Consider the following 21,113-nt stretch of genomic DNA (forward strand, 5'->3'; position numbering starts at 1 on the left):
GTCTGGAAATTGTCGCCATTCATGCGAAGAAAATGGCGGAAATCTGCCATTCTGAAGAGAGATTTCCCTAGTCTCGCCAGCAGGGATTCTCTCCTTCGATTGCAGGGAAAAGCGGCAAGTCAGCAGGGAAGCTGATATCGCCCGGCATGATCTGAAAAAAATCGTGCCGGTGTCAAACGTTGGTAGGCGCGAAAGGTCAGGACGTGGTTCTGACGCTCTCTACCAAAGGAGAACGATTATGATGCAGCGCGCAACGCGCGTACCCACTCCAAGAAGCAGATCGGCCAGATCGCCAGGAGTATCAGGAAGTTCGGATTCACCAACCCGATACTGATCGACGAGGAGGATCGGATCATCGCCGGGCACGGCCGCGTCGAGGCGGCAAAGAGCCTCGGAACGCCGGGCCTCGGCCTGGATCTTTGGCGCCATCTGCCCGGCTGAAGGAAAGGCGGCCGGCATTGTCATGCCCCACTGCAACAGCGAGGCGATGGGCTTGCACCTAGAAGAGATCGCCTTCCATGTCGCGCCTGGCGCGCACGCCGTAATCCTGCTCGACCAGGCCGGATGGCACGGCTCGAATGATCTGATCATCCCCTCCAACATCACGCTGCTGCCGCTACCACCCCGCTGCCCCGAGCTGAACCCCGTCGAGAACCTGTGGCAGTTCATGCGCGATAACTGGCTGTCGAACCGCATCTATAAATCCTACGACGACATCGTCGAGCACTGCTGCCACGCCTGGAACAAGCTTGCTGACCAGCCATGGCGCATCATGTCGATCGGCCTGCGTCAGTGGGCGCATGGGTTCTGATCAATGCGCCTTGGTATTAGCCTCACAGGAGGAACCGCCCGAACCTCGCCGATTTGCCACGGGGTGACCGCTGACGAAATCGGCTTTCAGGCCCTTAACTTAATTTCTGCCGCGATGTGAATGTACGGGTCGTCCCACCAAGATCTGATGGGAATATTGCGAGAGAGAGAGAGAGAGAGAGAGAGAGAGAGAGAGACGGGGCGCTGCCCGAGAAGCCGTATGATGGTTTGATACGTACCGAAGCGTCGGCTTTGATGGACTAGCGGATTGAAAGAAATGATTTATTTTAATGACGAGCGTCGGCCGCAAGTGGAGTCGTCCAAAGCGCGGATCTAGCAGTTGTCGGTAATCGACAACATCGGTCCGGGGGGCTCGATCGGCGCTACATCGAAATTGTAGGTAGCAAATAGCCCGCCAAACGCCACCAGGCGTTCGCAGATGCCTCTGGTGTATGATTTTTAGGTACCGCGTGATATCTGCCGTCCAATATTTGCCTTCACTTCATCTAGATAGATCGAATACGCTCGATCCGTGATCCGTACTCTTTTCGGAGGCCGAGTTAATCCAAGTCGTTGCTGTATTGGAGGGCTAGACGCTAAGCATGATTGATCCTCGCGCCCTTCGCACCTTCCTGGCCGTATGCCGGGCCAATTCGATCAGCGGAGGCGCCCGGCTGCTCAACATTTCACAACCATCCGTATCGATCACCATCGCCCAACTGGAACAATCGATCGGCGCCACGCTGCTGGAACGGTCGCGCGCAGGCATCGCGCTGACGGCGGAAGGCCGCGTGCTTCTTCGCCGCGCGCAGGCGATGGAGGGGTTGCTCAAGGACGCCGAGGAAGAATTACGCCTCTCCCGCCAGGGCATTGCTGGGCCGCTGCGCGTCGGCGGCACGCCGGGCGCGTTGGTCAGCCTTCTGCCCGGGGCCGTCCGCTTTCTTGAGGAGGATGTTGGCAGCTTCGCGCTTCATGTCATCGAACGGCCCGATCCCGACCTCGCCACGCTCCTCCGCCAGGGCGACATCGAACTCGCTTTCGTCACCACCGGCATGGATACGCCGCCAGACGATCTGGACGAACTCACCTTTTCCCAGGATCCCTTTTCCCTGATCGTCGGGCGGGCCAACGAGCATCTGCCGAGCGAAGTGTCGTTGAAGGACCTAGCCGATCTGCGCTGGGTGTTGCCCGAAGCACGCGGCGCATTCCGCAGGCAGGTCGATGCCCTGTTCCTCGCCGCCGACGCGCCGGTGCCCAACAGCAGCATCCGCTGCGACTCCCTGCTGACGACGAAGGCTATCGTGCGCAGCAGCAGCCGTGTCACCATCCTGCCCATGCAGGTCGCCGCCGCGGAACTGTCCATCGGCGTACTCCGCGCCATCGCCATTCGTGAGGCTGCTTTCCCCCGCAGCATTGGCATCCGCAAGTTGAAGGGCACCCGCCTGTCCGGTCTGGGACAACGCCTACTCGACTATTTCATCCATAGGCCCTGACTATGGTATTAGTAAAAATGATTATTTTTCCTACGGACGAATAAGGCGCATGTAAGCCCCGGCAAACAAAATATGCCGGGAGAGGACAACATGCGGCAGCTGATCCACAACGTGCGCATCTTCGATGGCAGCGGCGCTGCCAGCGCACCGGGCGCCGTCCTGATCGATCAGGATCGCATCGCCGCCATCTTCCCCGCCGACGCTGACCTGCAGTCCATCGCCGCCGACACCCGCATCGATGGCCATGGCAACACGCTCATGCCCGGCCTGATCGATGCGCATTGCCACCTCACCTGGGGCAGCTCGGTCGAACATATCTACCACCAGTTCATCCTGCCGCCCGAAGAGCTCAAGACCGCCGCGTGGCGCAACGCCCGTGTCCTCCTCGATCATGGCTTCACCAGCGTCTATTCCGCAGGCGCGCTGGGCGAAGGCATAGAGCCCGAACTCGCCCGCGCCATCGCAGCAGGCGAGACTCCCGGCCCGCGCCTGATCCCCTCGACCCTAGAACGCAGCCCCGAAGGCGAAGAAGGCGTGGAGACGGGCGACGTCTTCAACGGCCGCGGCCCTGAAGCGATGCGCGCCTTCATGGACCATTGCCGCGACACGGGCGTCAAATCGGTAAAGCTCGTCATTTCCGGCGAAGATGCGCTGAAGCCCGGCTCGGCGCAGGACATCCTCTACACCGATGAGGAAATGCAGGCGGCTGGCGAAGCGGCCAAGGCGAACGGCCTCTGGATCGCCACCCACGCCTACACCCCGCGCGCCATCGACCTTGCGCTCGAAGCAGGCGCGCGCATCCTCTACCATTGCTCCTTCGCCGACGAAGCCGCGATCGATGCGCTCGCCGCGCACAAGGACGAGATTTTCTACGCCCCCGGCCCCGGCGTCTCAGTCGCAGCGCTGGAAGCAACGCCCCCACCCCATATCGACATGAGCGCGATGAAGGCCAGCGCCACCCAGCGCATGCAACTGGAAGCAAGCCTCGTCCCCGAACTCAAGCGACGCGGCGTGCGCATCCTGATCGGCGGCGACTATGGTTTCCCCTTCAATCCCCATGGCCGCAACGCCCGCGACCTCCAGCATTTCGTCGATTATTTCGGCTTCACGCTCGCCGAGGTCCTGAGCGCAGCAACCATGCTCGGCGGCCAGCTCATGGGCGAGCAGACCGGCCTCATCAAGCAAGGCTATCTCGCCGACCTTCTTCTGGTCGATGGCGACCCCACGCAGGATGTCGCCATCCTTCAGGACCCCGCGCGCCTCCTCATGATCATGCAGGGTGGCCGTCTCCACAAGTCCGTCCAGCCCGTTTCCGCCTGAAAGAACTGACCCAGTAAGATGTTCGACGTAGCGATCATCGGTTGTGGCCCGGTAGGGGCTTTCGCAGCCAATCTCCTTGGCAAGGCCGGCCTGTCCGTCCTTGTCGTGGAGCAGGAGGCGCACCCCTATCCCCTGCCCCGCGCCGTCCATCTCGACCATGAGATGATGCGCCTGTTCCAGTCCGCAGGCGTCATTGATCGCGTAGCGGGCGATATGCGCGAAACGGAGGGCCATCTTCATGTCGGCGCGGATCATGGCGTCATCCGCTACATGGGCACGGTCGGCCGCCCCCGCCCCTTCAGCTGGTCCAACGACTATTTCTTCTACCAGCCCGAACTGGAAGAGCATCTGCGCGAAGCCCTCGCCGCCTATCCCAATGTCACCCTCCTGCTCGGGACGGCGTTCGAAGGGCTGGAGCAGGACGCTCAAGCCGTCACCCTCCACCTGTCCGGCAACCGCACCGAAAGCGCCCGCTATGTCATCGCCTGCGACGGTTCACGCAGCGCCGTCCGCAAGGCGCTCGGCATAGCCCTCGACGATCTGGATTTCGAGGAACCCTGGCTCGTCGTCGATGCCGAAGTCGACGGCCCGGTCCGCTTCCCCGACCTGTGGGGCGTACCGGAAGCCGCCGACCTGCAAAAGCTCTCTGTCATGATGTGCGACCCCAAACGCCCCGCGACCATTGTGCCGGGCCGTGGCAATCACCGCCGCTGGGAGTTCATGCTCCTCCCCGGCGAGGATGACGCCGTCATGATGCAGCCGGGCAATGTCGCCGCCCTCGTCGCCCCCTACCTCACCGGCGTCCCGCACAGGATCGTCCGCGCCGCCACCTACCGCTTCCACGGGCTGATCGCGGAGCAATGGCGTCAGGGCCGCGTCTTCCTCGCCGGGGACGCCGCGCACCAGACACCGCCCTTTTTCGGCCAAGGCATGTGCCACGGCCTGCGCGACATAGCGAACGTCGCCTGGAAGCTCGAATTGGTGCTGGCGGATCGCGCCCCTGAAACCCTGCTCGACAGCTACCAGACCGAGCGCGACCCCCATGTCCGCGCCGTCATCTCCGCCGCCGTAACCGCAGGCCGTTACATCTGCATGCTTGACCCCGCCCAAGCCGCCACCCGCGACGCCCAAATGCGCGAAGCCGCCAAGGGCGCGAGCCATGGCACCGCCGCCGACCTCATCCCCGCCATCGCTCAAGGCATCGTCGCCACCGGCACCCCCGGCGCAGGCGAACGCTTCATCCAGCCGAGCGTGGACGGCCAGCTTCTCGACGACATTACCGGCAGCGGCTGGCGCCTCTTCACCACCGCGCCCATTGACGCCCCCGCCGAAATCGCCCTCGTCCCTGCCAACGGCGCCATTGCCGACTGGCTCACCGTTCACAAGGCGCAAGCCGTCCTCGTTCGCCCAGACCATTATGTCTTTGGCACCGGCACACCCGCCGACCTTATCACCCTACTCGAAGCAAAGCTCCGGCCATGACCCTCACCCTCGCCCAAGCCCGCACTATCCTCGACGCCGCGCTCGCCCACGCCCGCGCGCAGCAGGCGCAGCCGCTCGCCATCATCATCCTCGACGCAGGCGCGCACCCCATCGCCTTCGCGCGAGAGGATGGCGCGAGCCTGTTCCGTTTCGACATAGCCAGGGCAAAAGCCTCGGGCGCGTTGGGGTTGGGGGCGGACACACGAATCATTGCGACCCGCGCCGCTTCCAACCCCACCTTCTTTCAGAGCGTGGTGGCCGTCACTGGCGGCCAGCTCGCTCTGTCACCCGGCGGCGTCATCATCCGTGACTTGGAAGGGCGGATGATCGGCGCCGTCGGGACCAGCGGCGATACCGGCGACATGGACGAAGCCTGCGCCATCGCTGGCATCGCCGCCGCTGGCCTCACTCACGGAGACGCAAAATGAAACTGCGCAGCATCGAACTGGCGCTGCCCCACGCCGCAGAGGCCGCCGCCTTCCTCACCGACATCTGGGGCATGGCCCCCGCCGAAGTGCGAGGCGGCACCCATTATCTGCGCGGATCGGGCAGCTTCCCCTATCTCGTCGCGCTTGAAGAGTCGGCGGAACCCCATGTCCGCTCCACCACCTTCACCTGCTCGCCCGAACGGCTCGAAGAACTGAAGGCCAGCGTCACGAAGGCGAACCTTCCCGCCAGCCCTGTCACTTCGAACGATCCCGGCAATGGCCACGGCATCATCGTCGAACTGGCCGAGGGCGAGCTGCTCCGCTTCCTCACCGATACAAGCGAAGTCGCGCCGATCGAAGGCAAGGATCTCCCCGTCAAGCTCACCCATGTGGTGTTCAACGCCACCGACGCCGAAGCCACCGGCCACTTGATCGAGGAAGCACTACGCTTCCGCGTCTCCGACCGGACGAAGGGCATGGTCTTCGTCCGCTGCAACGAGTCCCACCACTCGACCGCCTTCGCCCGCGCGGGCTTTTCCTCCCTCAACCATATCGCCTTCGAGATGGCCGATATGGACGCAGTCATGCGCGGCATCGGCCGCCTGCGCGATCATGGCATGGCCCCCGCCTGGGGTCCCGGCCGCCACGGCCCCGGCGCCAACGTCTTCGCCTATTTCATCGCTCCCTTCGGTCCCGTGATCGAATTTTCCACCGCCGTCGAAAAGGTGCCCGACGACTACAAAGCCGGAGCCCCCGAAGACTGGACCTGGCCCGAAGGCCGCATCGATCAGTGGGGCATGTCCGACAAGGATCTCACCGGCCTCCGCGCCGCCGAGGAGAAATTCCGCCACCGCCGCGACTGGGCTCCGCAACCCCTGAACGAGGAACAAGTCTGATGCGCTACGTGAGTTTCCGCCGCCCTGACGGCACCCCCAGCTTCGGCCGCCTCGACGGCGAAGCGATCGTCGAACTGACCGGCGCGCCGAGCCTCAAGGCCGCGCTCGCCGCGGGCAACCTCGCCTCGCTAACCGAGTGCGCCAGCTACAACCGCAACGACATCGTCCTGCTCCCGGTCATCCCCGACCCGGCCAAGATCCTTTGCGTCGGCCTTAACTATGCCGAACATGTCAAGGAAACCGGCCGCGAGCAGAAGGAGCACCCCGCAATCTTCGTCCGCTATGCCGACAGCCTAGTCGCCGACGGCCAGCCCATGGTGAAGCCGTCCGTCACCAGCCGCTACGACTATGAAGGCGAACTGGCCGTCATCATCGGCAAGCCCGCGCACAAGGTCGCCCGCGCCGACGCCATGGCCCATGTCGCCGGTTACGCCTGCTTCAATGACGGCTCCGCCCGCGACTGGCAGCGGCACAATATCCAGTTCACGCCCGGCAAGACCTTCCCCGGCACCGGCGGCTTCGGCCCCGCGCTGGTGACGCCGGACGAGGCGGGCGACCTTGCCGCCCAGCGCGTCCAGACCCGCCTCAACGGCGAACTTCTCCAGGATCAGCCGGTCAGCGACATGATCTGGGATATCGCCACCGTCATCGAATATATCTCCGCCTTCACGCCCCTTGCCCCCGGCGACGTCATCGCCACCGGCACCCCCGGCGGCGTCGGCGATAAACGCACCCCGCCGCTCTACATGAAGGCCGGCGACAAGGTCGAAATCAGCATCGGCGTCATCGGCACGCTCACCAACCGCATCATCGACGAACAGTAATCAACAAGGGGAGAGGATCAACGTCATGAGAAAGTTCACCACGCACATAGCCTTGGGCAGCGCCAGCCTGCTCGCCATCGCGACGCCTGCATGGGCGCAGGAAACAACCGCGCCGCAAGCGGCCGAGCCCGTCGCCTCGACGGACATCATCGTCACCGCCACCCGGCGCGCCGAACGCCTGCAGGACGTCCCACTCGCCGTGTCGGCTCTTAGCGGTGACCAGCTTGCCGCGACCGGCTTCAAGGACCTCACCAACATCGCCTACACCTTTTCGGGCGTGCAGTTCGGCACCACCCCCAACGACGCTGGCTTCCGCGTTCGCGGCGTCGGCACGCTCGGCGGCTTCACCAGCGCGTCCGAAGCCCCGGTCGGCCTGGTGGTCGATAATGTCGTCATCGGCTTCGGTAGCCCGGTCAACAGCCTTGGCGATCTGGAACGGATCGAAGTGCTGAAGGGACCGCAGGGCACCCAGTTTGGCAAGAACGCCTCTTCGGGCGTCATCAACATCACGACCAAAAAGCCCGAACTCGGCGAATTCAGCGGCAATGTTTTCGCCTCCTATGGCTCGTTCGACGAGCGCGACATTCATGGCGCGGTCAACATTCCGATCGGCAGCAAAGCCGCGGTCAACATCTACGCCTTCGACCGCGCCTATGACGGCTTCATCAAAAATGTCGTCCGCGATGAGACATGGGGCGGCCAGCATTATTATGGCACACGCGCCAAGCTGCTGGTCGAGCCCACCGATGGTCTCTCGGTCACCCTGATCGGCGACTATTCGCGCCAGAAGCAGAAGGGACCCGGCCAGACCTGGACCCTCAACAAGCTCTCAGCCGCTCAGACCGCTCCGGGCGGCATCGCTGGCGTGCCCTTCGTCAATCTCGCGGCGCTGGGCGTCACGCCCGGCCTGCACAATGAAGAGTCCATCGAAGACGGCGCGGGCTTCTACGACGTCGAAAATTACGGTGCCTCGCTTCAGGTGGACCTTGAACTGGGTGATCATACCCTCACGTCCGTTTCGGCCTGGCGCGAATTCAACGAAGCGCCCTTCACCTATGCAATCGATGGCCTGCCTTATGAGAAGTTCTTCGCCAAGTCGAAAGGCGAAACCAAGCGCTTCTTTTCGCAGGAACTGCGCCTGACTTCACCGCAGGGCCAACCGCTCGAATATATTGCGGGCCTGTTCTTCTCCCGGCAAAAGACCGGCCTTGGCGGCGGCCAGAGCGCGATCTTGCGTCCGGCGCTGCCCTATTCGACCTTCCCGACCGTCTCGATCACCGCAGGCTATAACGTCACGCGCACCACATCGGACAGCGCCGCGTTGTTCTTCGACGGCAAATATCATATCACTGACACGCTCAGCCTGATCGGCGGCGCGCGCCTCACGCGGGACAAGGTGAAGGCGCTGAACTACTCCTATGCCGATCCGGAACTGGCGCCGTTCGATCCGCCATCTCCCGCGAACAATTTCACGCCATCGGGCACCGTGCCTTACGACGTGCGCGCGCCGCAGACCGGCCGGGCAAAGAAGACCGACATTTCGGGCCGCGCGGGCCTCGAATATAAGCCCAACCGCGATCTCCTCTTCTACGCCACCTACGCACGCGGTTATCTGGGGCCGACGGTCACCTTCTCGGGCCTCACCGGCACCCGCAGCACGGTCGCGCCGCAGACGGTGGACGACATCACGGCGGGCGCGAAGATGCAGTTCCTCGACCGCACACTGACCGTCAACCTCAACGCCTTCTGGGACAAATATAAGGATCTTCAGACGTCAGTCTTCGATGGTCAGGAATTCCTCACCGAAAATGCCGGTGGCGCGGAAGTGAAGGGGTTTGAAGTCGAGCTGGTCGCCCGTCCTTCCAAGACCTTCTCGGTCAACGCGTCCCTCACCTATTCGGACGCGAAGTTCACCGATTATGTGACGGCCTGCCCGACCGTGTTCGTCGTTTCGGGCACCGCAGCGACGGTCTGCAACGCCTCGGCAACGCCGGGTCAGTTGTTTGACGCCAGCGGGGAAGTTCTGCCCGGCTCACCCAAATATAGTGTCGTGCTGGGCGCGAACTGGGAATATCCGGTCACCGACCGCTTGACCTTCGACGCATCCGGCAACCTGTCCTTCCGGTCCAAGACGCAAAATGCGGTGGGTGACAAGAATACAATTCAGCCCGCCTATGAAGTGGTGAACCTCAACCTTGGCATAGGCGATGCGGACGGCGCATGGCGCGTGGGCGGTTTCGTGCGCAACCTGTTCGACGTCGATTTCAACTCGGCAATCCTTGGCCTCCCCTTCTCGGACGGCGGCTACGTGAACTGGCGCACGCGGGAAGCCGAGCGCACCTTCGGCGTGTCGTTCGAAGCGCGTTTCTGATCAAAAGCTGGCGGGCGGTCCAAATGAGATCGCCCGCCTCTGTTGCCAGCTAAGGACGAAACGGATGAGGCACGATATCGCCGCCATGGGCCAAGCCCTCGGCCCTGACATTCTAGCCCGCTGCACCGCGTTATTCGATGCGGAACAGAGCACCCTCGCCGCTCGCATCCCCGCCACCGCGACGGACATCCCCTATGGCCCCCACGAGCGCCACCGCCTCGACCTCTACCGCCCGCAATCCACATCCTCCGCTCCCATCCTCATCTTCCTCCACGGCGGCGGCTTTCTGAAGGGCGACAAGGGTGGCGATCAAAGTTGGCCCAACGCCAATGTCGGCCGCCTGGCGGCGCAGGCGGGTTTCATGGGCATCGTCCCCAACTACCGCCTCGCGCCCGACCACCCGTGGCCCGCCGGTCCCGAAGACGTTGCCTCCATCATCGCCTGGACGAAGAGCAACGCCGCCCAGCATGGCGGCGACCCCAGCCGCATCGTCCTCATGGGCACCTCGGCAGGCGCGGTCCATGTCGCAGGCTATATGCAGCGCCACGGCACGGCCGATATCCGCGCCGCCATCCTGCTCTCCGGCCTCTATGGCTACACCCCGCTCGATGAACGCGACACGCTCTATTATGGCGACCCAGCACTCTACCCCGACCGCATGCCGCTCGAAGCCGTGGCCTCGACCACCCTCCCGCTCTTCATCGCCTGCGCCCAGCATGACCCCGCCCGCTTCCAACAGGAATTTCTCGGGCTGATGCAGGACCGGCTCAACCGCCACGGCGCCATGCCGCGAGCGACGATCGTCAGCGGCCACAATCATTACAGCCTGCCCATGCACCTCGGCACCAGCGACCGCCGCCTCGCCGACGAAATCTGCGCCTTCATCAAAGACACAACAAACTAACCCGAAAAAGGGAGAGAGACATGATCGACCGCCGGACCCTGATCGCCACCGGCGCGGCTCTCGCCGCCAGTCCCGCGCTCACAGCCGCAGACCGGCTGAGCGGCCGCCGTTTCCCGCAGGGCTTCCTCTGGGGCGCCTCCACCGCCGGGCATCAGGTGGAGGGCAATAATGTCGCCAGCGACCAGTGGTTGCTCGAAAATATCAAGCCCACCATCTATTCCACGCCCTCGGGCGACGCCGCCAACAGCTTCGCCCTGTGGCCCCAAGACATGGACCTCGCCAAGGGCATGGGCCTCAACAGCTATCGCTTCTCCCTCGAATGGGCGCGGATAGAGCCCGAACCCGGCCTCTTCTCCATCGCCATGCTCGATCATTACAAGCGCATGATCGAAGGCGCACGGGAACGCGGCCTGAACCCGGTCGTCACCTTCAACCATTTCACCGCGCCGCGCTGGTTCAGCGCCATGGCCGGCTGGACCAACAGCGAAGGCATCCAGCTCTTCGGCCGCTTCTGCGACCGCGCCGCCCGGCATCTGGCAGGCGGCATCAGCCACGCCATCACCTTCAATGAACCGAACATCCTCCTCGTCCTGCGCGCCGTGGTCCTGCCGCCTCAGGTCATGGAGGCGCAAAAGGCGATGCTCGCCGAAGCAGCCCGCCGCATGGGCACGCCCAAATTCACCGCGCTCAACGCCGCCAACATGGACGATCTCGACGCCATGCAGGCAAACCTCGTCCCCGCACACAAGGTTGCAAAGGCTGCGATCAAGGCCGTGCGCGGCGACCTACCCGTCGGCCTCTCCCTCTCCATGTTCGATGACCAAGCCATCGGCCGCAACAGCCTCCGCGATGCCAAGCGGCGGGAGCTCTACGGCGCATGGCTGGAAACCGCGCGGGCCGACGACTTCCTCGGCGTCCAGAATTACGAACGCAATATGTGGAGCGACAAGGGCAAGCTTCCCCCGCCCAAGGGCGCGCAACTCAACTATTCCGGTGCGGAAGTCTATGCCCCCTCCCTCGCCGGGGCCGTCCGCTACGCCCATGAAGCGACCGGCGTCCCCATCTTCGTCACCGAACATGGCGTGGGCGCCGATGACGACAGCATCCGCGCCCGCTTCATCCCCGCCGCCCTTGCGGAGCTGCAAAAGACCATCGCGTCGGGCGTGCCCGTCATCGGCTACAGCCATTGGTCGCTCATCGACAACTTCGAATGGATCTTCGGCTATCGCCCGAAATTCGGCCTCCACAGCTTCGATCCCACCACCTTTGTCCGCGTTCCCAAGCCCAGCGCGACCGTATATGGTGCAATCGCACGCTCCAATGCGATTTAATGCACAGAACAGATAGAGAGGAGACCCGTTCGATGAAGCGCCCGGCCCTGACCACCCTCGTCCTGACCACGCTCACCTTGGCGATCGCCGCCCCCGCAGCCGCGCAAATGCAGCTCACGCCGATCGCCAAGCCAAAGCTCGCCGAAATCCCGCTCTATCCCTCCGCCAAGGATGCCGACAACGAACAATGGGAGCATTACAGCGTCCGTTATGGTCAGCTGCACATGGAAAATGACATTGTCCGCAATGTCACGCGCCCGACGATAACGCCCTATCTCCCCAACCCTGCAAAGGCCACTGGCGCAGGCGTCGTGGTCGCGCCCGGCGGCGCTTTCCTTCAACTTTCCATGGTCAGCGAAGGCGAGGAAATCGCCCGCTGGCTCGCTGCCCAAGGCATCGCCGCGTTCGTCCTCAAATACCGCCTAAACGAATCCCCCCGCGACGCGAAGGCCTACGGCACATTCATGGGCCAGCGCATGGCGCAGGCAACCAAGCCCGGCGCGGTGGACCAAATCAAGGAACCCCGCGCGACGCAGGACGCGCTGACCGCCCTCGCGATGATCCGCAGCCGCGCCAAGGAGTTCCGCGTCGATCCCGCCCGCGTCGGTATGATCGGATTTTCCGCCGGAGCCATGACCGCGCTCAGCGCCGCGCTGGAGGGCCAGGGCGACGCCCGCCCCGCCTTCATCGGCTATATCTACGGCCCCATGACCGCCGTCACGGTCCCTACCGACGCCCCACCGATGTTCGCCGCCATCGCCATGGACGACGGGCTGTTCAAGAAGCAGGGCTTCGCCATCGCCGAAGCCTGGCGCCAGGCCCGCCGCCCGGTCGAGCTGCACGCCTATGAACGCGGCGACCACGGTTTCGGCGCTGGCCGCCCCGGCACCACCTCGACCGGCGTTCTGCCGCAATTCGCCGACTGGCTGCGGATGCACGGCTGGCTGGCCGACGCCCCCGCTACCGCCCGTTGATCCAAAGGATACCGGCATGAAGACCCGCGCCCTTCGTCTAGCGCTGCTGCTCGCCTGCACCGCCTTCGCCAGTCCGCTGCTCGCCGACGATCTGGCGGACGGTTTCCACAATCCGCCACAAAGCGCCCGGCCGCGCGTCTGGTGGCACTGGATGAACGGCAACATCACAAAGGAAGGGATCGACAAGGATCTCGATTGGATGGCGCGCATGGGAATCGGCGGCGTCCAGAATTTCGACGCCAGCCTGGAAACGCCGCAGATCGTGCCCAAGCGGCTTGTTTACATGACGCCGGACTGGAAAGACGCCTTCGCCCACGCCGTCCGCACCGCTGATGCCAAGGGCCTGGAATTCGCCATTGCCTCCTCCCCCGGCTGGAGCGAGACGGGCGGCCCCTGGGTCAAGCCCGAAGATGCGATGAAAAAGCTCGTCTGGGCGGAAACCACCGTGCGCGGCGGCCGCCGCGTGACCGGCGCACTGCCCCAACCACCCGCCACGGTCGGCCCCTTCCAGAGCGCGTCCCTCCCTCCCGCCTTCGAAGGCATGGGTGGCTCGAAAACGCTCGCCCCACTCTATCGCGACGTCCGCCTGCTCGCCTTTCCGGTAAAGCGCGCCAGCCTGCCCCGCCCGCAAATGCGTCAAGGCGACGGCACGGCTATCGATGCCGCCGCGCTAGATGATGCCGACCTCAACACCACCGCCCAAATCACCACCGGCACCCCCGATCAGCCCGGCACACTGATCCTCGACTATGGCAAGCCCGTCACGGTCCGCTCCGCCAGCCTCTTCGTCCCCAATGCCAAGCCCCCCTTTCGCGACCCGGCCTACCGTCCGGTGCTAGAGGCGGAACAAGGCGGCAGCTGGCGACAGGTTGGCGACTTCCCCCTCTCCGAAGCCGCTACCACGATAGCCTTCCCCGCCGTCACCGCCAGCCGCTTCCGCATCGTCCTGCGGCGCAACGACACGCCCCGCGCGCCCGGCCTTGGCGACGGCGTGCCGGGAGCCGTCACCATCGACTTCTTCGCTGAGCCGTCCAAACCAAAGCTGGCCATCGGCGCGCTCCAGCTATCCGCCGAACCACGCCTCGACCGGTTCGAGGCCAAGGCGGGCTTCACCATCCTGCGCGACTACGCCGCCCTCCCCGCCGGATCATCCTCCACCGCTGGCGCCGTAGACCCATCGAAGGTCATCGACATCAGCAGCCATCTCCGTCCTGACGGCACGCTCGACTGGACCCCGCCTGCGGACAGCGACTGGCGCATCCTCCGCCTCGGCTATTCGCTACTCGGCAAGACCAACCATCCCGCCACCGCCGAAGCCACCGGCCTTGAAGTCGACAAATATGATCCCGCCGCCGTGCGCCGCTACATGGAAACCTATCTTTCCATGTATCGCGACGCGGTCGGCCCCGGCTGGATCGGCGCAAAAGGCATCCGCGCGCTCCTGACCGACAGCATAGAGGTCGGCCCCTCCAACTGGACGCCGCGCATGGTCGAGGAATTCACGGCCCGGCGCGGCTATGATCCCCTGCCCTATCTGCCCGTCCTCACCGGCGCGATCGTCGGCTCGCCCGCGCGCAGCGACGCCTTCCTCCACGACTATCGCCAGACGCTGGCCGATCTTCTCGCCGACGCGCATTATGGCACCATCGCGAAGGTCGCGCATGAAAATGGCCTCATCCTCTATGGCGAAGCGCTTGAGGATGTGCGCCCGGTCCTGGGCGACGACCTCACCATGCGCAGCCATGCCGATGTGCCGATGGCCGCGCTCTGGACCTGGAACCGCGATGCAAAGCCCCGTCCGACCTTGCTCGGCGACATGAAGGGCGCGGCATCGGTCGCCCATATCTACGGCCAGAATATCGTCGCCGCCGAATCCATGACATCCGCCATGTCGCCCTGGGCCTTCGCGCCTTCGGACCTGAAGCGCATCATCGACCTGGAATTCGCGTCCGGCATCAACCGGCCGATCGTCCACACCTCCGTCCATCAGCCGGTCGATGACAAGGTTCCGGGCCTCAGCCTCATGATCTTCGGCCAATATTTCAACCGGCATGAAAGCTGGGCGGAAATGGCGCGCCCCTGGGTCGATTATATGGCCCGCACCAGCTACCTGCTTCAGCAGGGCCGCGACCATGCCGACATCGCCTGGTTCCATGGAGAGGACGCGCCGATCACCGCCCTGTTCGCGACCGCAGAACCGGCGGGATTGCCCAAGGGCTATGGTTATGACTTCGTCAACGCCGACATCCTCGCCAATGTCCTGAAGGTCGAGGATGGCCAGCTGGTCGCGCCCGGCGGCGCCCGCTACCGCGCCCTTTATCTCGGCGGATCGAGCCGCGTCATGACCCTGCCCACCCTGCGCCGCATCGCCGCGCTCGCCGACGCAGGCGTCCCCATCATCGGCGAAGCGCCCGAGCGCGACCCCGCTATGAAGGATGATCCCGCCGCCTTCGCCGCGCTTGTCGATCGCTTGTGGAAAGGCACCACCACCGCCAAGCCGCGCATCATCCCCGCTCAAGACCCGGACGCCGCCCTTGCCCGCATCGGCATCGCCCCTGATTTCCGTGTCACCGGCGGCGCGCCCGACAGCGAGTATCGCTTTGTCCATCGCACGCTGCAGGACGGCGAACTCTATTTCGTCAACAACCGCCAGAACCGCGCGGAAAAGATCGAAGCCCGCTTCCGCGTGACCGGCCGCCAGCCCGAAATCTGGCGCGCGATCGACGGCACGGCAGCACCTGTCTCCTACCGCACCGAAGGTCAGGAAACCGTCATCCCGCTGGACGTCGGCGCGGAAGATGCCTTCTTCATCCTCTTCCGCAAGCCCGCCAGCGCCCCCGCCGCGACGATCACCGCGCCCAACCCGCGCCAGATCGCAACCCTCGACCAGCCATGGCAGATCAGCTTCCAGCCCGGCCGGGGTGCGCCCGCCACCCTGCCGATGCCCCAACTCACGCCACTCAACGAAGCGAGGCAAGAAGGCGTCCGCTACTTCTCCGGCATCGCCGCCTACACCAGCCGCTTCACTCTGCCCAAAGCCGCAAAACGCGGCCAGCCACTCTGGCTCGATCTTGGGAAGGTAGGCGACCTCGCCGAAGTCCGCGTAAACGGCCAGCTTGCCGGGACCAGCTGGTTCGCACCCTATCGCCTCGACATCGGCCGCTTCGTCAAATCCGGCAGCAACCAGCTGGAGGTGAAAGTCGCCAATCTCTGGGTCAACCGCCTCATCGGTGACAAGCAACCCGGCGCCAAACCCATAACCTTCACCGCCGCTCCCACCTATAAACCGAACGCGCCCCTACGTCCGGGCGGTCTGATCGGCCCGGTGACGCTGTGGACCAAGTGAAATCTCAGGCTCATCGCGTGGACCGCAGGGGATTTCTAGGGTCGGTCGCCGCCGTATTGGCGGCGCTCCCCTGTTCGCTGCGGGCTGCTCCATCGCACCGGCCTTCTCTGGCGCGAGTCATCATCGACAATGACTTTGCCGGAGATTCCGATGGCTTGTTTCAGCTCGCCCATCATCTTCTTTCCCCCTCCGTGAATATCCCGATCGTCGTCAGCTCCCACCTGCCCCCGGCGCTCGGCGGTGCTTCGTCTGCAGCGGACGGCCTGGCAAAAGTAAAACAGCTTATCGCTGTACTGAAAGCGGCCAGAACGCCGCATATGCTGACCGGATCGGAAAGCTCGATCGCCTCGCGTGACGCCTGGAAGCCCAGTCCCGCCACCGCCGCGATCGTTCGGGAAGCCATGCGCGAGGACACAAATGAGCCCCTCGTCTACGCTGCGGGCGCGGGGCTGACCGAACTTGCCCTCGCATGGCTCGTAGAGCCACGCATCGGCCGCCGACTGAAGCTTGTGTGGATCGGCGGACGCGAACATCCTGGCGTCGCCTATCCGCCTCCGGGTCCGGATGAGGCCGAATTCAATTTCTCGATCGATCCCCTGGCAGCGCAACTGATCTTCAACGAATCCGACATTGAAATCTGGCAAGTCCCTCGCGACGCCTATCGGCAGCTGCTGTTCAGTTCGGCGGAAATGCAGGATCTCGCCGCCTCAGGCCCGCTCGGCCGCTTTCTCAAGCTGCAAGTGGACGACATGGCATCCAAACTCTCGGCGATCCCTACATTTTCCGCCATGCCCTCGTCAGAAGTCCATGTGCTCGGCGACAGTGCGCTGGTGACGCTCACCGCGCTGGTGACGCCGATCCAGCCCGATCCATCGTCGAGCCGGTACATTCTCCAGCCAACCCCTCGTTTGACTTCCGATGGCACCTACATCGCCAGGCCGACCGGCCGACCGATGCGTGTTTACACCTCGATCGACGCAGGCCTTACCATTCGCGACATGGTCCACAAGGTCATGCGGCTACAGGTTCACCGGGAGCATTGATGGGGGCGAGCCGCTTTGATGCTGTGCCAGAGCAGTCGAAAGTGAGACAAGGGGCGCGTGAAGGCCCCTTGCGCCTCGATTATAGCGGCTGCGCCTCTCCGACCGCATCGACGTCAGCGCAAAGCCATGTTCATGATTGGCGTAGATCAGCTCATGCTCGGATGGCGGCACATCGGCCAATATGCCCAGCCATCCGAACGGATAGATTTTCTCCTAAGTGGTCGCGAGCACTTGGTCGATAACGCGCCCAAGGACAAGTTCCTGGAAGTCGCCCGCAGCATCCAACCCTTGGGCTGGCATGTCATCGTCTATTTCGAAGCCGACATATTGGGTAAGCGTGGGCTGGAGGCCGCGGATCAGGCGGCTTCGGCGATGGGTTGCTGATCTGGACGCCAGTTCCACGGCATGAATTCATCCCAGCGGGCAGCAGGCCATTCGCCCGCAATCTTGGCGATAACGTCGGCGATATGTGATTTGCGTGATCCGCGCGCCTTGGAAAGGCAAAGTCATCGAGAGAACCGCAGCGAAGTTCGAGCCACTTGAGCAGACTGGCGCGAACATCGTCCATCAGTTCAAACTGAACTGGGCGGCCGGTCTTTTGCTGAACAACGGTGGTCCTGGTCCGGATTTTGCGATCACAAACAATGTCACTGATCCGGATTTTCACCAGGTCGCAGCCGCGCAGCTTGCTATCGATAGCCAGATCGAAAAGCGCTCGGTCTCGAAGTCGTCGGTGTCGATCAAGGAAGAAACGGACTGCCCAAATCTGGCGGGGCTTGAGGGCTCGCTTGGCGCCAACTTTTCGTCCCGCGTTTCATGACACTCGCTCGCGAGCGGCGGGATCAAATTCTGATAATCCAATGACACTTCTCCTGTGGCCACGATGGCCACAGGCAAAACGCGTCAACGCGAGACCGACCCTTTGCGGTCATTCAGCCACTAACTTCCCGACCTTCGGGGCGGTCGGTCTGCTTTTTTTGATCCTGTAGGCTCAGCCAATGACGGTCTGATAAGGAAACTGAGCAGTCAGCGGACCTTCTGCCTTGCCAGGACCACTGCTGAGTTGACGTTTTTCATCAGCGACGGCTGCATCCATGATCCTGATCGGCCATACACGCACCCATGCCACGTTTTAATGCGCGCTGACCGCGGCCCATTCGGCAATGTTTGTTTCCTGACCGATCAGCGCCAAGCCATGAGCGATCGACGTCAGTTCATCGCCACCCGCGATGCGGTCGGCCGCGAAACGCTCTTCAAAAAGGCGCCGGACGGCAGGGATCAGAGAGGAGCCTCCGGTAAGAAAGACCTGATCTATCGCCTGGGGCCCGATCCCCGCTTCGGCAAGCGCCGCGTCTACTGTCGCGCCGATGCGGTCGAGGTCCGGTGCGATCCACTGTGCAAAATCCGCACGGCTGACATCTGCCTCCACACGCACGCCAGCACGATCGAAATGAAAATGCGCATGCTCTTCGCTGGAGAGCGTGCGCTTCAATCGGGCGACCGCGTCATACAGTGGGTAACCCAGCTCATTTTCCACGACAGCGATCATACGGCCTATCGCTGCGGGATCGGCCGCGGCCCGCTTCAGCTTCTGCAATTCGGCCAGTGTGCGGCGATTATGCATCAGCGCAAGGCGAGCCCAGTCGCCAAAATCGGCGAAATGGCCCGCAGGGATCTCCAGCGACTTGCCCATCGATGCATAGGTACCGCCTTTGCCCAGCATGGGCAGCACCAGCTTGTCCATGATACGATAGTCGAAGCGATCACCCGCTATACCAATGCCCGCGGAGCCAAGCGGTATACAGCGTTTCGCCGCACCCGGCGCCTCGATCCGCACCACGGAAAAGTCGCTCGTGCCGCCTCCGAAGTCGGCGACCAGCAAGGTGGCGGGTTTGGTCAGCCGCGCGGCGAAGCTGAAGGCAGCGCCCAGCGGTTCGTAGACATAATGCACTTCGCGCTCCAAAGCGGCGAACATGAGGTCGTAGCGCTGGCGAGCCAGCATATCGTCTGGCCGTTGCCCTGCATAACGGACCGGGCGGCCAACGACGACCCGCGGTGGCAACAGTTTGAGCTCATCGGCCGCATGTGCCCGCAGCCGCTCCAGAAAAATATGGCCGAGTTCCTCGAAGCGCAATCGCTTTTCGAAGATGGTTGCGTGTTCGAACGCCTTGCTGGCAGCGACGGATTTGAAGGATTGCAGAAAGCGGCTGCCCGGAGGAAAATCCAGAAACTCGGAGATGGCCCATGGCCCAGCTTCCCGCGCGATGCCGCCCGGCACGCCGCTATCCTCCCAGAAGCAAAGCGCGGAGCGGAAGATGGGACCGGCATTACCAGAGGCTGGATAATTCACCAACATCGCCTCGCCATCCGCGCAGCCTAGCGCGACAACCGAATTGGTGGTTCCAAAGTCGATGCCAATCGAACGAGGAGACGAAATCATGTTATCGCCAATGCAATTGGGGAAAGGGCAACACCGGCCCGACCGGTGGGGCGGGGCCTATCGCAGGCACAATCGCCCGACGCAACCTTTACGATATCGCGGACATTAGAGCGGGCGGGCCACCGCACGGCGCTGTATAGCGAGCAAGCGAACCAGCGTTTCATCCAGTGCGGAGAGGAACCGCGACCGGTCAACTTTGCTGAAAGCGGCGGGCCCACCAACATGATCGCTGCCAGCTCTCAAATCAGCCATGATCGCGCGAACCGCTATGGCATTGCCGATGGACGCGTTCGTAAAGGGCTTGCCGGTGGGAGAAATTACCGCCCCACCCATTTTCAGGCAGCGGTCAGCCAGCAGAATATCAGCCGTGATGACTACCGTTCCGGCCGTCACCCGCTCGGCGATCCAGTCGTCCGCCGCGTCGAACCCGTCGCTGACCACTGTGCGGCTGATCAGGGGATGACGGGGTATCCGCAAGGGACTGTTGCTCACGACCGTGACAGGCACGGCATGGCGAAGGGCAACCTTGTAGATTTCATCCTTTACCGGGCAGGCGTCGGCATCAATTAGAATTTGGATCATCGAACACCACACTCATGCTGCATGGCGCATCATCTTCCACCACGCTCGGCCCGGGCGAGGCGCCGTCCGGTGGTGATCGTCTGAATGATGAATAGCAGGATCAGGATCAGGCCAGCTGCTCCCACAAAAACATCAAAGCCGGACAGCGCTCCAAAGATACCGGGACCTGACCCGAGCACCATCATCATCACCGTCAGTGCGATCAGCATCAGTCGCAATTCTGTGGGTCCAGCGGCCAGATAGGACAGCTTGAACTCCCCCAGAACACGGGCGGAAAGATAGGCATGGATCGACAGCAACAGATAACCGGCCAGGGCCACCAGCGCGACGTTCATGGTTACGAAGGGACTAAGGCCAATGCCTGCAAGGATCAGCAGTGTTGCCAACCCATCGCAGCTATGGTCGATGAAGTAACCGTAGGAGGGACGCTCAATATGGCGATAGCGCGCAATGCTGCCATCCATCGAATCCCCGAACCATTGGACTACATAGCCGACGATGGCGAGTAGCAGCCAAGAAGCTGCCAGACCACTGGCGACATAACCCACGAAGATCATGAAGGCACCAACCATACCCAGCAAAGTCAGCCGATCAGGCGTGACCCACGGCGGCATCTGGCTGCACAGCCAATTCAGCAATCGGCGTTCCCTGGCGGCTAACCAATTTTTCTGTATTCTCGATAGGGAAGGCGCGGTCTGTAATGGGATTGTCATACGGCCTTATGAGGCCGTACGCTTCTATGAGCAACGTGCGAATATTTCCGACCTGAAGGCAGCGGCATGAGCGGCAAATCTCGGCAGAGCACGCCCCTTTGTAGCCGCTCAGCAGCTAATTTCTGGCACCCAGCTGCGGACGGTCGGGTTTTCCTG

17 protein-coding genes and 4 pseudogenes are annotated in these 21,113 nt (G+C 63.3%); 15 read left to right on the forward strand and 6 right to left on the reverse strand.

Annotated features, from left to right (window positions below):
• Positions 1 to 300 precede the first annotated feature (300 nt).
• The 14 genes and pseudogenes from ACZ5TH_RS06935 to ACZ5TH_RS07000 all read left to right on the forward strand — a co-directional run bounded on the left by ACZ5TH_RS06935 (position 301) and on the right by ACZ5TH_RS07000 (position 17,222).
• Positions 301 to 441 carry a ParB N-terminal domain-containing protein gene (locus ACZ5TH_RS06935; RefSeq protein ID WP_464772610.1) on the forward strand — a complete coding sequence of 47 codons (141 nt, stop codon included), beginning with the start codon at positions 301 to 303 and terminating at the stop codon, positions 439 to 441.
• Positions 395 to 811 (forward strand): annotated as a pseudogene (locus ACZ5TH_RS06940) (IS630 family transposase); the annotation flags it as partial. The gene ACZ5TH_RS06935 and the pseudogene ACZ5TH_RS06940, both read left to right, overlap by 47 nt.
• A 601-nt stretch (positions 812 to 1,412) precedes the next feature.
• Positions 1,413 to 2,303, forward strand: coding sequence for a LysR family transcriptional regulator (locus ACZ5TH_RS06945; RefSeq protein WP_449473382.1), 891 nt, complete (start codon positions 1,413 to 1,415; stop codon positions 2,301 to 2,303).
• Positions 2,304 to 2,393: 90 nt separating this feature from the next.
• The gene (locus ACZ5TH_RS06950; protein WP_464793390.1) at positions 2,394 to 3,623 is read left to right on the forward strand and encodes an amidohydrolase family protein; all 1,230 of its coding nucleotides are present in this window, start codon (positions 2,394 to 2,396) and stop codon (positions 3,621 to 3,623) included.
• A gap of 18 nt (positions 3,624 to 3,641) precedes the next feature.
• Positions 3,642 to 5,105, forward strand: a complete 1,464-nt coding sequence (locus tag ACZ5TH_RS06955) for a bifunctional 3-(3-hydroxy-phenyl)propionate/3-hydroxycinnamic acid hydroxylase (RefSeq protein WP_464793391.1) — start codon at positions 3,642 to 3,644, stop codon at positions 5,103 to 5,105.
• Positions 5,102 to 5,533 (forward strand): GlcG/HbpS family heme-binding protein, encoded by a 432-nt coding sequence (locus ACZ5TH_RS06960; RefSeq protein ID WP_460986125.1) that lies wholly within the window; start codon positions 5,102 to 5,104, stop codon positions 5,531 to 5,533. Before ACZ5TH_RS06955 ends, ACZ5TH_RS06960 begins: the two co-directional genes overlap by 4 nt.
• Entirely contained in the window at positions 5,530 to 6,429 is a 900-nt protein-coding gene (locus tag ACZ5TH_RS06965) for a VOC family protein (RefSeq protein WP_464793392.1), read from the forward strand. The genes ACZ5TH_RS06960 and ACZ5TH_RS06965 overlap by 4 nt, the downstream gene beginning before the upstream one ends.
• Positions 6,429 to 7,253 (forward strand): fumarylacetoacetate hydrolase family protein, encoded by an 825-nt coding sequence (locus ACZ5TH_RS06970; protein ID WP_464793393.1) that lies wholly within the window; start codon positions 6,429 to 6,431, stop codon positions 7,251 to 7,253. Before ACZ5TH_RS06965 ends, ACZ5TH_RS06970 begins: the two co-directional genes overlap by 1 nt.
• Positions 7,254 to 7,278: 25 nt before the next feature.
• The gene (locus ACZ5TH_RS06975; RefSeq protein ID WP_464793394.1) at positions 7,279 to 9,624 is read left to right on the forward strand and encodes a TonB-dependent receptor; all 2,346 of its coding nucleotides are present in this window, start codon (positions 7,279 to 7,281) and stop codon (positions 9,622 to 9,624) included.
• A 64-nt stretch (positions 9,625 to 9,688) separates the two neighbouring features.
• Positions 9,689 to 10,528, forward strand: coding sequence for an alpha/beta hydrolase (locus ACZ5TH_RS06980; protein ID WP_464793395.1), 840 nt, complete (start codon positions 9,689 to 9,691; stop codon positions 10,526 to 10,528).
• Positions 10,529 to 10,548: 20 nt separating this feature from the next.
• Positions 10,549 to 11,859 carry a family 1 glycosylhydrolase gene (locus ACZ5TH_RS06985; protein WP_464793396.1) on the forward strand — a complete coding sequence of 437 codons (1,311 nt, stop codon included), beginning with the start codon at positions 10,549 to 10,551 and terminating at the stop codon, positions 11,857 to 11,859.
• Positions 11,860 to 11,891: 32 nt separating this feature from the next.
• Positions 11,892 to 12,833, forward strand: a complete 942-nt coding sequence (locus tag ACZ5TH_RS06990; RefSeq protein ID WP_464793397.1) for an alpha/beta hydrolase — start codon at positions 11,892 to 11,894, stop codon at positions 12,831 to 12,833.
• A 16-nt stretch (positions 12,834 to 12,849) separates the two neighbouring features.
• The gene (locus ACZ5TH_RS06995; RefSeq protein ID WP_464793398.1) at positions 12,850 to 16,179 is read left to right on the forward strand and encodes a glycosyl hydrolase; all 3,330 of its coding nucleotides are present in this window, start codon (positions 12,850 to 12,852) and stop codon (positions 16,177 to 16,179) included.
• A gap of 17 nt (positions 16,180 to 16,196) precedes the next feature.
• Positions 16,197 to 17,222: a nucleoside hydrolase gene (locus tag ACZ5TH_RS07000; RefSeq protein ID WP_464793399.1), complete on the forward strand. Its 1,026-nt coding sequence runs from the start codon at positions 16,197 to 16,199 to the stop codon at positions 17,220 to 17,222.
• Between the two features lie 81 nt (positions 17,223 to 17,303).
• Here ACZ5TH_RS07000 and ACZ5TH_RS07005 read toward each other — a convergent pair.
• Positions 17,304 to 17,435, reverse strand: a pseudogene (locus ACZ5TH_RS07005) (FAD-dependent monooxygenase); the annotation flags it as partial.
• Here ACZ5TH_RS07005 and ACZ5TH_RS07010 point away from each other — a divergent pair.
• Positions 17,421 to 17,552 (forward strand): annotated as a pseudogene (locus ACZ5TH_RS07010) (2-pyrone-4,6-dicarboxylate hydrolase); the annotation flags it as partial. The pseudogenes ACZ5TH_RS07005 and ACZ5TH_RS07010 sit on opposite strands and share 15 nt — an antisense overlap.
• A gap of 112 nt (positions 17,553 to 17,664) precedes the next feature.
• On the opposite strand, the pseudogene ACZ5TH_RS07015 reads toward ACZ5TH_RS07010, so the two are convergent.
• The 5 genes and pseudogenes from ACZ5TH_RS07015 to ACZ5TH_RS07035 form a co-directional block, all read right to left on the reverse strand.
• Positions 17,665 to 18,084, reverse strand: a pseudogene (locus ACZ5TH_RS07015) (site-specific integrase); the annotation flags it as partial.
• Between the two features lie 129 nt (positions 18,085 to 18,213).
• On the reverse strand, positions 18,214 to 18,351 hold the full coding sequence (locus ACZ5TH_RS07020; RefSeq protein ID WP_464770963.1) for a hypothetical protein: 138 nt from the start codon (positions 18,349 to 18,351) through the stop codon (positions 18,214 to 18,216).
• 3 nt (positions 18,352 to 18,354) lie between these two features.
• On the reverse strand, positions 18,355 to 19,662 hold the full coding sequence (locus ACZ5TH_RS07025; protein ID WP_464770964.1) for an Hsp70 family protein: 1,308 nt from the start codon (positions 19,660 to 19,662) through the stop codon (positions 18,355 to 18,357).
• 105 nt (positions 19,663 to 19,767) lie between these two features.
• Positions 19,768 to 20,244 (reverse strand): YaiI/YqxD family protein, encoded by a 477-nt coding sequence (locus ACZ5TH_RS07030; protein ID WP_464770965.1) that lies wholly within the window; start codon positions 20,242 to 20,244, stop codon positions 19,768 to 19,770.
• 29 nt (positions 20,245 to 20,273) lie between these two features.
• Entirely contained in the window at positions 20,274 to 20,957 is a 684-nt protein-coding gene (locus tag ACZ5TH_RS07035) for a CDP-alcohol phosphatidyltransferase family protein (protein WP_460986137.1), read from the reverse strand.
• Positions 20,958 to 21,113: the final 156 nt, after the last annotated feature.

The organism is Sphingobium sp. TomTYG73, assembly GCF_055394245.1.